The sequence below is a fragment of the Brevundimonas fluminis genome (assembly GCF_003934285.1).
Classification (GTDB): domain Bacteria; phylum Pseudomonadota; class Alphaproteobacteria; order Caulobacterales; family Caulobacteraceae; genus Brevundimonas; species Brevundimonas fluminis.
Genome location: NZ_RQWJ01000004.1, coordinates 472,916 through 486,205 on the forward strand (window position 1 = coordinate 472,916; position 13,290 = coordinate 486,205).

A 13,290-nucleotide genomic window follows, 5' to 3' on the forward strand; every position below is an offset into this window, starting at 1 on the left:
AAAAAGGCCGCACATGACCGAAGCTCCCAAGACCGCCGGAACCGCCACCCTGACCCTCGGCGACAAGAGCGTGGAGCTTCCGGTGCTGTCCGGTTCGACCGGTCCCGACGTCGTCGACATCCGCAAGATGTACGGCGCCACGGGCGCCTTCACCTTCGACCCGGGCTTCACCTCGACCGCCTCGTGCGAAAGCGCCCTGACCTACATCGACGGGGACGAGGGGATTCTGCTGCACCGCGGTTATCCGATCGACCAGCTGGCGTCGAAGTCGACCTTCGTCGAGGTCTGCCATCTGCTGCTGCATGGCGAACTTCCCAGCGCGTCCGAGTTCGAGAGCTTCGAGCGCAGCGTGACCATGCACACCATGCTGCACTCGCAGTTCGACCGCTTCTTCGAGGGCTTCCGCCGCGACGCCCACCCCATGGCGATCATGGTCGGCACCGTCGGCGCCCTGTCGGCCTTCTACCACGACAGCCTGGACATCCATGACCCGGTCCAGCGCAACATCTCGGCCATCCGCCTGATCGCCAAGATGCCGACCATCGCGGCGCGCGCCTACAAGTACCACGTCGGCCAGCCCTTCGTGTCGCCGCGCAACGACCTGAACTACGCCGAGAACTTCCTGCGCATGTGCTTCGCCGTACCGGCCGAGGACTACGTCATCGACCCCGCCCTGGCCCGCGCCATGGACCGCATCCTGATCCTGCACGCCGACCACGAGCAGAACGCCTCGACCTCGACCGTCCGTCTGGCCGGCTCGTCGGGCGCCAATCCCTTCGCCTGCATCGCCGCGGGCATCGCCTGCCTGTGGGGCCCCTCGCATGGCGGCGCCAACGAGGAGGCGCTGAACATGCTCAAGGAGATCGGCACGCCCGAGAACATTCCGGACTTCATCGCCGGGGTGAAGGACCGCCGTCACAAGCTGATGGGCTTCGGTCACCGGGTGTACAAGAACTACGACCCGCGCGCCCGCGTTATGAAGGAGAGCGCCGACGAGGTGTTGGCCGCCACCGGCCGCATCAACGACCCGCTGTTCCAGGTCGCCAAGGAGCTGGAGAAGGTCGCCCTGAACGACGAGTACTTCATCGAGCGCAAGCTGTTCCCGAACGTGGACTTCTATTCGGGCATCACCCTGTCGGCGATGGGCTTCCCCACCACCATGTTCACCGTCCTGTTCGCGCTTGCCCGCACCGTCGGCTGGATCGCCCAGTGGCAGGAGATGATGGAGGATCCGTCCCAGAAGATCGGTCGCCCGCGTCAGCTCTACACCGGCCCGACCGAGCGCGACTATGTGCCGATCAGCCAGCGCGGCTGAGCCGGCAGGCCGGACTGAAGATCAGGGGGCGCGGCGCAGGTCGCGCCCCTTTTTCATGCGCCGCCCGCCGGTGCAGCAGCCGGCCGTCCGCGTCGCGCGCTTCCTCCACCTCGTCCGCCGAGACCGTGCGCACCTCGGCTCCGGGCACGCGCGGCGAGAGGTTGAGGGTCAGGTGCTCCCATTCCGCGCCCCAGCCTCTCCCCCACACGCAGTTGTAGGCCGTCAGCTCGCGCCCGTCGGCCAGCCGCAACGTCGTGGCCCGGCCGCGTCGCGCCGCCAGAAGCCGCACCAGGGGCCGTCCCCTCCCGGGCAGGATCAGATCCACCATCGCGCGGCGCCTCCATGTCCAGGCCGCACCTTCCCCCCCTCTCTCCGTGACCGCCATGAGCGGGACATGAGGCGGGTCTGAAAAGCGCGGCCCGCCGCGCAAGACGTGGCGGCCGACCCCGCCCGATTGCGACGACCCGCGCCGGATTTCCCAACCGGTCCGATCCCGTGCCAACCTCGGGGCGGCTCCGTCGCGGGACGAGGGGCGTCTCGCCGGACCGGGGGGCGGCGAGGCGTCGGGCGTCGCGCGGCCCCGTCTTCGGGCGGGTCGGGGGACGCGGCGGTCATGCCGGTTCACGGGAAGGACAGGGTCCGGGGCCGGGGTTCGCAAGTCTCCCGCCCGCCCGCCGAAGGCGCGTCCGTCAGTCGCGAAGCAGCGGCCCCATGCGGCGACCTGCGGGTCATTCCGGACGGCTTTCGATCAGACGGACCGCGCGGAGCGTCGTCGCGAAGCCGAAACGGTCAAACCTCACAGCCTCCGGGCTCCGCGCCCGGCGCTCCGCCCGCCGTTTCCAACTCCGTCGTCACGCGGCGGAGGGCTCTGCCGTGTCCGGCGGGCGCCGGTTCTCGCACAATGGGCTTACGGCACGGGGGCTCGCATGTTAGCCATCCGCACCCGTTACATTGTCCGGAGTGAGCCCGTGCGTCAGAACGCCCCGTCGATCCGCAAGCTGCTGGGGGGCTCGGCCGCCCTCGGCGTCGTCCTGTTCGCCGCCGGGGCCTGGGCCCAGGAGGCGCCGCTGATCCAGCCCGGCGCGCCCGGTCAGGCCAGCCGGACGCTGGAAGGCCGCGAGGCCGCGCGCATCGCCGACAACCGCTATTCCGACGCCGACGTCGCCTTCATGCAGGGCATGATCCTGCACCACGGCCAGGCGCTGGAGATGGCCGCGCTGGTTCCGACGCGGACCAACAACCCGCAGATCGTCGCCCTCGCCGGCCGCATCGACGCCTCGCAGGAGGACGAGATCGCCTTCATGCGCGGCTGGCTCACCGAGCGCGGCGAAGAGGCGCCCATGCCCATGCCGACCGCGGGCGACCACGCCGGCCACGCCGGCATGGACCATTCGGCCCACGGCGCCGGGCACGCCGGCATGCCCGGCATGGCCTCGCCCGAGCAGATGGCCCAACTGGCCGCCGCCCGGGGCGCCGAGTTCGACCGCCTGTTCCTGCAGCTGATGATCCGCCACCACGAAGGCGCCGTCACCATGGTGTCGGACCTGCTGTCGCGCGGCGGCTCGGCCTACGACCCGGTCCTGTTCCGCTTCGTCAACGACGTGACCAACGAGCAGCAGGCCGAGATCAACCGCATGACGGCGCTGGCCCGCGCCGCCTCGCCGGACCCGCGCACCAATCTTCGCGCCGGCTTCCGCGACGCGGAAGAGGCCGCGTCCAACATGACCCTGCTGGCCAGCCTGCCCAAGCCGACCGGCTTCTTCGATCCGACCAATCCCGAGGGTCTGCCGCCCCGTGCCGGCGAGGACGTCGGCCGCCGCGCGCCCTTCCTCAGCTTCTCCAACACCGACATGGCCTTCCAGGGCGACCTGCTGGCGGTCGGCAACTACCACGGCATCAACCTGTACCGGATCGGCGACGATCCGGCCCCGACCCTGATCAGCTCCATCGTCTGCCCGGGCGGCCAGGGCGACGTGTCGATCGTCGGAAACCTGATGCTTATGTCGGTGGAATCGACGCAGGGCCGCGTCGACTGCGGACGCGAGGGCGTCGGCCCCGAGCCCAGCGCCGAGCGCTTCCGCGGCCTGCGCATCTTCGACATCTCCGACCCGGTCCGCCCGGTCCAGGTGGGCCAGGTCCAGACCTGCCGCGGCTCGCACACCCACTCGGTGGTCTCCGCCGACGCCGACCGCCTGATCGTCTACAACTCGGGCACCGCCGGCGTCCGCGCCGAGGAGGAGCTGGCCGGCTGCGTCACCGGCGCCCCGGGCGACCCGCGCACGGCCCTGTTCCGCGTCGACGTGATCGAGATCCCGCTGGCGGACCCGTCGCGCTCGCGCATCATCGACAGCCCGACGGTCTTCGCCGACGAAGGCACCGGCGCGGTCGCGGGCCTGTGGGCGGGCGGGGATCACGGCCCGGGCACCCAGACCACGGCCCAGACCAACCACTGCCACGACATCACCCTGTTCCCGACCCGCAACATCGCGGGCGGGGCCTGCTCCGGCAACGGCATCCTGTTCGACATCTCGGACCCGCGCGCGCCGAAGCGGATCGACGCCGTGACGGACGCGGGCTTCGCCTACTGGCACTCGGCCACGTTCAACAACGACGGCGACAAGGTGCTGTTCACCGACGAGTGGGGCGGCGGCGGACGCCCGCGCTGCCGCGTCCAGGACCCGATGACCTGGGGCGCCAACGCCATCTACGACATCGTCGACGGCAAGCTGGTTCACCGCGGCTACTACAAGCTGCCGGCCGCCCAGACCGACCTCGAGAACTGCGTGGCTCACAACGGCTCGCTGATCCCCGTCCCCGGCCGCGACCTGTTCGTCCAGGCCTGGTACCAGGGCGGCCTGTCGATCAGCGACTTCACCGACTCGTCCAACGCCCACGAGATCGCCTACTTCGACCGCGGCCCGGTGAACGCCGAGCGTCAGGGCTCGGGCGGCTACTGGTCGGTCTACTGGTACAACGGCAAGATCTACGGCTCGGAGATCGGTCGCGGTCTGGACGTCTTCGCCCTGACCCCCAGCGAGCATCTGACCGCCAACGAGATCGCGGCGGCCCAGATGGCCGACGAGGGCGGCACGGTGAACCCGCAGCAGCAGTATCCGGTCCGCTGGCCGGCCCACCCGGTCGTGGCCCGCGCCTATCTGGACCAGTTCGCCCGCGACGGCGGCATGGACGCGACCCAGATGGCCCAGATCACGGCCGCCCTGGATCAGGCCCAGCCGCTGATGGACGCCGGCCGCAAGGATCCGGCCGTCGCCGCCCGCCTGCGCGGTCTGGCCGACGCCATCTCGCCGCGCGGCACGGACCAGACGGCCAAGCGCCTGCGCGGCCTGAAGGAGACCCTGACCGGCATCGCGGCGGTGGTGGGTTAAGCTTGAACGCTGAGGGTCAGCCGTTGCGCTCGACGATGACCCTCAGCACGGCCTCGGCCGCGATCTCCGACGGGTCGCGGCCGCCCCGGCCCATCAGATCCAGCGCCGCCGTCTGCCGCGCCGCCTGATCGGCCCGCGCCGCCGGATCGTCCAGCAGCCGCCCGACCTCGGCGGCGAAGGCCTCCGGCGTCGCGTCCTTCTGGATCAGCTCGCGGGCGATCTCCTCGTCGGCGGCGTGATTGAACAGCGTCGCGTACTTCCCGGTGAAGAACGGCCGCATGATCGCATAGCTCAGCGGCTGGAACCGGTAGCCGATGACCATCGGCGCCCCGGCCAGCGCCAGCTCGGTCGACACCGTCCCGCTGGTCGCCATCGCCACCGTCGCGGCCTTCATCACGGCGTACTTCTCCGCCTCGTCCACCTCGTGGACGGGCACGCTCCAGCCGGCCAGCTCGTCCCGCACGAGCTCCGCCACGGTCCCGGCGACCGCGACGGCGACCTCCAGCTCCGGCCGCGCCGCCTTGAGCCGCTCGACCGCCTCGCCGTAGACCGGCGTCATCAGCCGGATCTCGCTGGGCCGGCTGCCCGGCAGGACCAGCAGCAACGGCGCCTCCGCCCCGATCCCCCGCGCCGCCCGGAATGCCGCCGGATCGGCCCCGGCCATGTCGACGTGCAGGGCCTGCGACCCGACCACGGTCGTCGCCAGGCCCTCCCGCTCGAACCAGGGCGCGTCGAAGGCATACAACGCCAGCAGATGATCCACCGCTCCCGCCAGCGTCTTCGCCCGCCCCGGCCGCGACGCCCAAACCTGCGGGCCGACGTACTTGATCAGCGGCACGTCCGGCAGGACCTGCCGGATCGCCTTGGCCACGCGGATGGTGAAGCCCCAGCTGTCGATCAGCACCACGGCGTCCGGCCGCTCCGCCTGCGCCAGCGCCACGGTGTCCGCCACCCGACGCTTGACCGTGCCGTAGGCCTTCAGCCCCTCCAGCCAGCCCAGGATCGACAGCTCGGCGATGTCGAACGGGCTGGCCACGCCCTCGGCCGCCATGGCGGCCCCGCCCACGCCGACGAAGGTCACGTCCGGCCCCAGCCGCGCCTTCAGAGCCCGGGCCAGCCCCGCGCCCAGCGCGTCGCCCGACGCCTCGGCCGCCACCAGCATCACCTTCAGCGGCCGGCTCACGCTTCGCCCCAGACGTACAGGCCCAGCCGGTCCGCGGCCTCCACGATCGCCGCCCGGTCGATCAGGATCAGCCGTCCCGCCTTGCCGCCGACGCCCGCCAGCCCCGCCGCCGCCGCCAGTTCGATCGTCCGCGCCCCGATCACCGGCATGTCCACCCGCAGGTCCTGGATCGGCTTGGGCGCCTTGCCCAGCGCGCCCTTCGGCGCGCCCGGCGCCCCGCGCAGGTCGGCGGGCAGACCGGCGACGCGCGTCAGCATGGCGTCCGTCCCCTCCTGCGCCTCGACCGCCAGCACCAGGCCGTCGCACACGACCGCCCCCTGTCCCACGTCCAGTTCGCCCGACTTCTCGGCGACGTGCAGCGCCTTGCGCAGGTCCGCCAGCTGCGCCGGATCCGGCGTCACCCGTCCCAGCGCCCCGGCCGTCAGGGTGTCCCCGCCCAGGATGTCGTCCGCCCCCTCCACGACGTAGCCCTCGGCCTCGAACACGGACAGGATCTTGCGCAGCAGGGCGTCGTCGCCCTGGCTGGCCGCCTTGACGATCCCCGGCAAGAGGGTCGCGCCCTTCAGATCGGGCTTCAGGTTCTTGAAGTCAGGGCGGCTGACGGTGCCCGCCAGGCACACGGCCCCGCATCCCGCCTTCTTCATCGCCGACAGGATGCCGCCGATCCGGGCCATGCCCATGTCGACGCCGTCCCACGCCTCCAGCGCCGGATCGGCGAAGCCCGCCAGCCGGACGACGAACAGCGGGCGGTCCTCGGCCTCGCACCGCGCGGCCACGGCCAGCGGCAGGTCGCCTCCGCCCGCGATCAGGGCCAGCTTCGGCCCGGTCATTCGCCCGGCAGCGCGACGGGCCGCCGCGTGTCCTCGCGGATGAAGGCGATGATCTCCTGGATCTCCGGCAGGTCGGCATAGGCCGCCTGCGCCGCGTCCAGACGCTCGGAAAACAGACCCGGAGCCTCGAAGATGTCGCGATAGGCCGCCAGCAGCCGCCGCACCTCGGCCTTGCCGTAGCCCTTCCGCTTCAACCCGATCAGGTTCAGCCCGTGCAGCCGCACGTGGTTGCCCCAGGCCGAACCGTACGGGATGACGTCGCGCGTCACCGCCGACAGTCCGCCGACGATCGCGCCCTGCCCCACCCGACCGAACTGATGGACTGCGCAGAGGCCGCCCAGAAACACCCTGTCGCCGATCCGCGCATGTCCTCCCAGCGTCGCATTGTTGGCGAAGGTGACGTGGCTGCCGACCACGCAGTCGTGGCCCACATGCGCGCCCGTCATGAAAAGGCAGCCGTCGCCTACGGTGGTCAGCTTGCGGTCGCCCGGCGTGCCGCGGTTGAAGGTCGAATGCTCGCGGATGGTGCAGTTCGCGCCGATCTCCAGCGCGACGGGCTCGCCCTTGTAGCCGCCATGCTGCGGGTCGCCGCCCATCACGCAGAACGGGTGGATCGTGGTGCCCGCGCCCACGGAGGTGTCCTGCTGGATCACCACATGGCTGGCCACGCGCACGCCGGCGGCCAGCGTCACGCCCGGGCCGACGATGGACCAGGCGCCGATCTCGACGCCGTCGGCCAGTCGCGCCGAGGCGTCCACCTGGGCTGTCGGATGGATGGCCATCAGGTCGCCGGCTGATCCACGGTCACGACCATGGCCATGAACTCCGCCTCGGCCGCCAGCCTGCCGTCGATGTAGGTCTCGCCGCGGAACTTGTAGGCGTCGCCGCGCGCGCGGGTGACCTTGACCTCCATCCGCAGCTGGTCGCCCGGGCGCGCCGGCCTGCGGAAGCGCACGCCGTCGATCGACATGAACATGATGACCTTGTCGGCCACCGCGACGTCCATGGTCTTGGACATCAGCAGGGCGCCGGTCTGGGCCATCGCCTCGACGATCAGCACGCCCGGCATGACCGGATCGATCGGGAAGTGGCCCGGGAAGAAGGGCTCGTTGTGCGTGACGTTCTTGATGCCGGTGATCGAGGTCGCGGGCACGAAATCCTCGGCCTTGTCGACCAGCAGGAAGGGATAGCGGTGCGGCAGGCGCCGCATCACCTCGGCATAGTCGATGGTCGCCTCGTCGCTCATCCGTCCGTTTTCCCGCGTGCCTTTCCCGAGGCCTGTTTGGCCAGCCAGACCGCTTCGCGCAAGGATTCCCGCAGCGGCTTGGCCGGATAGCCGGACCAGGTCTCCCCCGGCGGCACGTCCTTCAGGATGCCGGCGCCGGCCGCGATCCGGGCGCCTTCGCCGATGGTGATGTGGTCGCCGACGCCGGCGCGGCCGCCGAAGACGGCTCCGTCGCCCACCTTCACCGAGCCGGAGATGCCTGTGAAACCGGCCATCAGGCAGTTGCGGCCGATCACGCAGTTGTGGGCGATCATGACCAGATTGTCGATCTTGGTGCCCTCACCCACCACCGTGTCGTCGAAGGCGCCGCGGTCGACGCACGAGTTGGCGCCGATGGTGACGCGATCCTGGATGATCACCCGGCCCAGCTGGGGCACGTCCACAGGCCCGTCCGCCGAGACGGCCGCGCCGAAGCCGGCTTCGCCGATGCGCACGCCCGCCGACAGCTTCGCCTGGTCCCCGATCAGGGCGAAGAAGACGCTGACGTTGGCGCCGATCACGCAGTCGCGGCCGATCTGCACGCCGGGGCCGATCACGGTGTTGGGCCCGATGCGCGTGCCGCGGCCGATGCGCGCCCCGTCTCCGACCACGACGCCGGGCGAGAGCTCGACCGTCGCGTCCTCGACCGCCGCGGCAGGGTCGACGGCGCGGAAGGCTCGCGCCCGCACCAGTACGTCGGCCGCCCGCGACCAGGCGGCGTGCGGCGTGCGCGTCACGATGACGGCCGCGTCGGCGGGGGCGTCGTCCGCCGCCTCGGCCCGCACGAAAACCGCCCCGGCGCGGGTTTGCGCCAAGGCGGCCTTCAGCTTGCGGTCGGACAGGAAGGTCGCGGCGTCCCGATCGGCCGACGCCAGCGGCGCGACGCCGGAGACCATCCGGTCCCCGCCCCTCAGGACCTCGCCGCCGACCAGTTCGGCCAGCTCCTGCACGGAGCGCGGCGGCAGGGCCTCGAAGAAGCGGAGATCCGGCAACGGCGTCCTTACTGGTTCGGAACCTGAACCGGCGGGGTCATGCGCGAGAAGCTGAGCGACGGCAGGGCCGCGTTCAGGCGCTGGATCACCACGTCGGTGATGTCCATGGCGGGGTTCATCTCGATGACCGCTTCGCGGGACAGCAGCAGGCCGCAGCCGCGCTCCTGATAGACGGCGACCAGGATCGGGTCGGTCGCCTGCGCGATGGCGCGGAGCTGCATGTTCAGCGTGTACTCCAGCTCCTGCTGGCGCTGGGCCTCCAGCTGCCGGGCTTCGGCGATGCGCTGCTGCAGGGCCTGCGAACGCTGGGCGAATTCCTGCTCCGGGATGGTGCCGCGGCCCTGCTCCAGAGCCGTGATTTCGGCCTGGATCGACTGGGCGTAGGGCTCGAGTTCACCCGAAACCTGCTGGGAAAGGGTCCGCATGCCCGTCTGCACCGACTGGCCGACGGTGGACTGAGCCAGCAGGCGCTCGTTGTGGAACACGCAGACGCCGGGGATCACCGGGCCGGGGTTGGCGGGACCCTGGGCCTGGGCGGCGGCCTGGCCGGCGAACAGGAGAGTCAGGGCGAAGGCGCCGTAAGCGAGGGTCTTCATGTCATTCAGCCTTTGGTACGCCCCCTGTCGAGGGGAGTTAGAACTGGGTGGAGGTCGAGAAGCGGAAGTTCTCGGTCTTGTCGAACGGCATTTCGGAGAACGGCTGGGCCAGGTCGAAGCGGATCGGCCCCATCGGCGAGCGCCAGTGGATGCTGACGCCGACGGCGCCGCGGAAGTCCAGCTCGTCGTTGATCCGGGTGCTGGGCAGGCCCGTCGCCGGATCGGTGGTGTAGCGATCGTCCAGCATCCCGAGGGTGCCCACGTCCACGAAAGCCGAGGTCCGGATGCCGTACTCTTCCGGCAGGCCGTTCGGAATGGTCAGCTCGACCGTGCCGACGACGTAGAAATTGCCGCCGAGGGCGTCCGTGGTCAGCAGGTCGCGCGGCCCCATGCCGGCGGTTTCGAAGCCGCGGAAGCTGTTGCCGCCCTTGAAGAAACGGTCGTTGATGCGGATGGGGTCGCCGGCCCAACCGGTGACGTAGCCCGCCTCCAGCCGCGTCGTCACCACCCACTCCGGCGCGAAGCCGTGGAAGGCCGAGATCTCGCCCTCGGTCTTCAGATAGTTCACGTCGCCGCCGACGCCGGCCAGATCCTGCCGCAGCGTGCCCGTCCAGCCGCGCGTCGGGCGGATCGGATCGTTCCGGCGGTCCACCAGCAGGGTGTAGCCGATGGACGAGTTCACGAAGGCGCCGATCTGGTCGCACAGGGCCGACGTGCCGCCCGCCGCGGTGCCGCAGAAGCCGAACGGCACGATGATCTCGTCCTCGCGCAGGAAATAGCGGGCGCTGATCGCGGTGTAGCCGTTCAGCGGATAGGAGATCCGCAGGCCGGCGCCCGTCGACCGGTAGTCGTAGCTGGAGTACTCGCTCAGGTCATAGCGCGAGTGGAACAGGTCGAAGCCCGCCCGCAGGTCGCGGCCGAGGAACTTCGGCTCGGTGAAACGGAAGTCGATGTTCTGGCGCAGCGAGCCCCATTCCGCCCGCGCGACCAGGTTCTGGCCGCGGCCGCGGAAGTTGCTCTCGGAGATGCCGAGGTTCAGCACGAAGGAATCGTAGGAGCTGAAGCCCGCCCCGACCGACAGCTCGCCGGTCGGCTGCTCCTCGACGGTGACGTTGACGATCGAGCGGTCGGGTTCGGATCCCCGCACCTCCTCCACCGTCACCTCCTTGAAGAAGCCGAGGCCGCGAAGGTTGTTGCGCGACCGCTCGAGGAGCTGACGGTTGAAGGCGTCGCCCTCGGTCAGGACCAACTCGCGCCGGATCACGGGGTCGATCGTGCGCGTGTTGCCGATGACGTTGATGCGCTCGACGTAGACCCGCTCTCCTTCGCGGACGTTGAAGGTCACGTCGACGGTGTCGGTGTCCGGGTTCACCGCGAACGTCGGCTCGATCTCGACGAAGGCGTAGCCGGCCGATCCCGCGGCGTAGGTCAGGGAGTCGGTCGCCGCCTCGATCTTGTCGCTCTCGTACAGGCTGCCCGAGCGGAACGGCAGGATGCGCGTCAGCAGGTCGGCGTTCAGCTTGTCGTTCTCGGTGACGACCTTGACCTCGCCGAAAGTGTACTTGTCCCCCTCGTCGACGGTCAGGGTGATGGCGAAGGCGTCGCCGCCCGGCGTCAGCTCGGCCACCGCCGACACCACCCGGAAGTCGTAATAGCCGCGGTTGGTGTAGAAGTCGCGCAGCTGCTCCCGGTCGTAATCCAGGCGGTTGGGGTCGTAGTTGTCGTTCTGGGTGAAGATGCGCCACCAGACCGACTGCTTGGTGACCATCACCTCGCGCAGGTCGCTGTCGGAAAACGCCTTGTTGCCCAGGAAGGTGATCGACTGCAGCCCGGTTTCCGGGCCCTCGTCGATCTCGAACACCACGTCGACGCGGTTCTGTTCGAGACGCACGATCTTGGGCGAGACGGTCGCCGAGATGCGGCCCGACAGACGATACAGTTCGACGATCTTGCCGACGTCCTCCTGCACGCGCGCCGCGGTGTAGATGCCGCGCGGCCGGATGGTGACTTCTTCGCGCAGCTTGTCGTCGCCGACCGCGCCGTTCCCTTCGAAGATCACCTGATTGACGATCGGATTCTCGACCACTTCGACGATCAGCACGCCGTTTTGCACGCCCATCTGCACGTCGGCGAACAGGCCCGTGCGCGACAGGGCCTGCACGGCCACGTCCAGAACCACCGGATCGACGACGTCGCCGGGCCGGATGGGGAGGTAGGACAGGACGGTGGCGTCCTCGATCCGCTGGTTAGCGCCGCGCACTTCGATGCGCGTGATCTGCACGCGCTCCTGGCCCGTGGGATCCTGCGTCTGGATCGGGGCGGGCTGGATGGCGGGCGCGGGCGGCGTCTGCTGGGCGAAGGCCGGTCCGGCCAGCCCGGCCGCGACCACCAGGGCCAGGGCGCTGGCGCGGCCGAGCGGTCGGAAGGGGCCGCGAACTTGGGTAGGGGTCATGCTTTTTACCGTCGGGGGCTGGCGTCGGCTCACGATGCGAGCCCGCCGAGGAAGGCGAAGAGGTTCTGTTTCTGCAGATCGTTCCAGGTCGCGAACAACATCAATCCCGCGAGCAAGGCAAGACCGACGCGGAACCCCGCCTCCTGAACGCGCGCGGGGACTGGCCGCCGGGCCACAGCTTCATAGGCGTAGAACACCAGGTGCCCCCCATCGAGAACCGGAATCGGAAGCAGATTTACAAAGCCAATTCCGATCGAAACTAAGGCGGCGAACTGAAGAAGCGTCAGCGCGAGGTTCGCGCTCTTGAGACCGACGTCGCCGTCGCCCTCCAGAGCCTGCTGGGTGACCCCGCCGGCGGCCTTGGCGATGCCGAGGGGGCCGCTCAGCAAGTCGCCGGACTCCCGTCCCGCGAAGATGCGGCCCAGATAGGTCGTCGTCGTCTCGAGCGTGTCGCCGATCGCGGCGACCCCGCGCCCGAGCGCTTCCAGAGGGTTCAACGGCCGGTAGCTGAAATCCGCCGCGCTCAGCGGGGCCAGGCCCATGCCGATGCGGGAGATGCGGACCCGTCCTGCGATCCGGTCCTGCTCGATCACCCGCTGGGGGGTGGCGGTCAGGGTCAGGGTCTGCTCGCCGCGCCGGACACCGAAGGTCAGGGGTTCGTTGGCGCTGAGCACCACCTTCTGCGTCACCTCCGACGCCTCCACGACCGGCCGGCCGTTGATCGAGGTGATCAGGTCGCCCCGCCGGAAGCCCGCCTCTGCCGCGGGGGTGCCCGGCGTCACCTGGGCCACGCGGGGCGCCGCGATCTGCTCCCCGACCACCGAGAACAGGACGGTGAACAGGACCGCCGCCAGGATGAAGTTCGCCGCCGGACCGGCCGCGACGATCAGGGCCCGCTGCCAGATCGGCTTGAAGTGGAAATAGTCGCGCTCGGCGCCCGGGCCGTGCTCCGCGATCAGTCGCGACTTCAGCTCGGCCAGACCGGCCTGGTCGGGCACGCTGGAGGCGTCCAGATCGCCGGAGAATTTGACGTAGCCGCCCAGCGGCAGCGCGCCGACGCGCCATTCGACGCCGTGCCGGTCCGTGCGGCCCCACAGGCGCTTGCCGAAGCCCAGCGAAAACTGGTCGATCTTCACGCCGAAGGCCCGGGCCACCAGAAAATGGCCCAGTTCGTGGATCGTCACGATCAGGCTCAGCACCAGCACGAACGGCACGATGTGCAGCAGGAACGCGCCGAGCAGGTCCAGAATGGCGTTCATCGCTCCTCCGCCG

Annotated in this window: 11 protein-coding genes; 2 read left to right on the plus strand and 9 right to left on the minus strand. The window is 70.2% G+C overall.

The genetic code is table 11. The annotated features are described in order from the left end of the window. Nucleotides 1–13 precede the first annotated feature (13 nt). Nucleotides 14–1,315: a citrate synthase gene (gltA, locus tag EFJ44_RS11355; protein ID WP_125257310.1), complete on the plus strand. Its 1,302-nt coding sequence runs from the start codon at nt 14–16 to the stop codon at nt 1,313–1,315. Here gltA and EFJ44_RS11360 read toward each other — a convergent pair. Further along, the gene (locus EFJ44_RS11360) at nt 1,299–1,643 is read right to left on the minus strand and encodes a hypothetical protein (RefSeq protein WP_125257311.1); all 345 of its coding nucleotides are present in this window, start codon (nt 1,641–1,643) and stop codon (nt 1,299–1,301) included. The two genes, gltA and EFJ44_RS11360, sit on opposite strands and share 17 nt — an antisense overlap. 640 nt (nt 1,644–2,283) lie before the next feature. On the opposite strand from EFJ44_RS11360, the gene EFJ44_RS11365 reads away from it, so the two are divergent. Next, nucleotides 2,284–4,701 (plus strand): DUF305 domain-containing protein, encoded by a 2,418-nt coding sequence (locus tag EFJ44_RS11365; protein WP_206426905.1) that lies wholly within the window; start codon nt 2,284–2,286, stop codon nt 4,699–4,701. 16 nt (nt 4,702–4,717) lie between these two features. Here the strand turns inward: EFJ44_RS11365 and lpxB are convergent, their stop codons facing one another. From lpxB to EFJ44_RS11405, 8 genes are read right to left on the minus strand one after another with little or no spacing between them, the layout of a single operon-like run. Next, nucleotides 4,718–5,884, minus strand: a complete 1,167-nt coding sequence (gene lpxB / locus EFJ44_RS11370; protein ID WP_125257313.1) for a lipid-A-disaccharide synthase — start codon at nt 5,882–5,884, stop codon at nt 4,718–4,720. Next, on the minus strand, nt 5,881–6,714 hold the full coding sequence (gene lpxI, locus EFJ44_RS11375) for a UDP-2,3-diacylglucosamine diphosphatase (RefSeq protein ID WP_125257314.1): 834 nt from the start codon (nt 6,712–6,714) through the stop codon (nt 5,881–5,883). The genes lpxB and lpxI overlap by 4 nt, the downstream gene beginning before the upstream one ends. Further along, complete coding sequence (gene lpxA, locus EFJ44_RS11380; protein ID WP_125257315.1) at nt 6,711–7,496, minus strand: acyl-ACP--UDP-N-acetylglucosamine O-acyltransferase; 786 nt, start codon at nt 7,494–7,496, stop codon at nt 6,711–6,713. Before lpxA ends, lpxI begins: the two co-directional genes overlap by 4 nt. After that, complete coding sequence (fabZ, locus tag EFJ44_RS11385) at nt 7,496–7,960, minus strand: 3-hydroxyacyl-ACP dehydratase FabZ (RefSeq protein ID WP_125257316.1); 465 nt, start codon at nt 7,958–7,960, stop codon at nt 7,496–7,498. The genes lpxA and fabZ overlap by 1 nt, the downstream gene beginning before the upstream one ends. Next, nucleotides 7,957–8,970, minus strand: coding sequence for a UDP-3-O-(3-hydroxymyristoyl)glucosamine N-acyltransferase (gene lpxD / locus EFJ44_RS11390; protein WP_125257317.1), 1,014 nt, complete (start codon nt 8,968–8,970; stop codon nt 7,957–7,959). Before lpxD ends, fabZ begins: the two co-directional genes overlap by 4 nt. Before the next feature lie 8 nt (nt 8,971–8,978). After that, complete coding sequence (locus tag EFJ44_RS11395; RefSeq protein ID WP_125257318.1) at nt 8,979–9,566, minus strand: OmpH/Skp family outer membrane protein; 588 nt, start codon at nt 9,564–9,566, stop codon at nt 8,979–8,981. Between the two features lie 37 nt (nt 9,567–9,603). Then, nucleotides 9,604–12,018 (minus strand): outer membrane protein assembly factor BamA, encoded by a 2,415-nt coding sequence (gene bamA, locus EFJ44_RS11400; RefSeq protein ID WP_125257319.1) that lies wholly within the window; start codon nt 12,016–12,018, stop codon nt 9,604–9,606. A 29-nt stretch (nt 12,019–12,047) separates the two neighbouring features. Beyond that, complete coding sequence (locus tag EFJ44_RS11405) at nt 12,048–13,277, minus strand: M50 family metallopeptidase (protein WP_241209774.1); 1,230 nt, start codon at nt 13,275–13,277, stop codon at nt 12,048–12,050. Nucleotides 13,278–13,290 lie beyond the last annotated feature (13 nt).

Bases quoted from the DNA above. Each gene is read 5' to 3' on its own strand.
- EFJ44_RS11405 (WP_241209774.1), bottom strand. From the start codon at position 13,277: ATGAACGCCATTCTGGACCTGCTCGGCGCGTTCCTGCTGCACATCGTG.
- bamA (WP_125257319.1), bottom strand. From the start codon at position 12,018: ATGACCCCTACCCAAGTTCGCGGCCCCTTCCGACCGCTCGGCCGCGCC.
- fabZ (WP_125257316.1), bottom strand. From the start codon at position 7,960: ATGAGCGACGAGGCGACCATCGACTATGCCGAGGTGATGCGGCGCCTG.
- EFJ44_RS11360 (WP_125257311.1), bottom strand. From the start codon at position 1,643: ATGGTGGATCTGATCCTGCCCGGGAGGGGACGGCCCCTGGTGCGGCTT.
- lpxA (WP_125257315.1), bottom strand. From the start codon at position 7,496: ATGGCCATCCATCCGACAGCCCAGGTGGACGCCTCGGCGCGACTGGCC.
- gltA (WP_125257310.1), top strand. From the start codon at position 14: ATGACCGAAGCTCCCAAGACCGCCGGAACCGCCACCCTGACCCTCGGC.
- EFJ44_RS11395 (WP_125257318.1), bottom strand. From the start codon at position 9,566: ATGAAGACCCTCGCTTACGGCGCCTTCGCCCTGACTCTCCTGTTCGCC.
- lpxI (WP_125257314.1), bottom strand. From the start codon at position 6,714: ATGACCGGGCCGAAGCTGGCCCTGATCGCGGGCGGAGGCGACCTGCCG.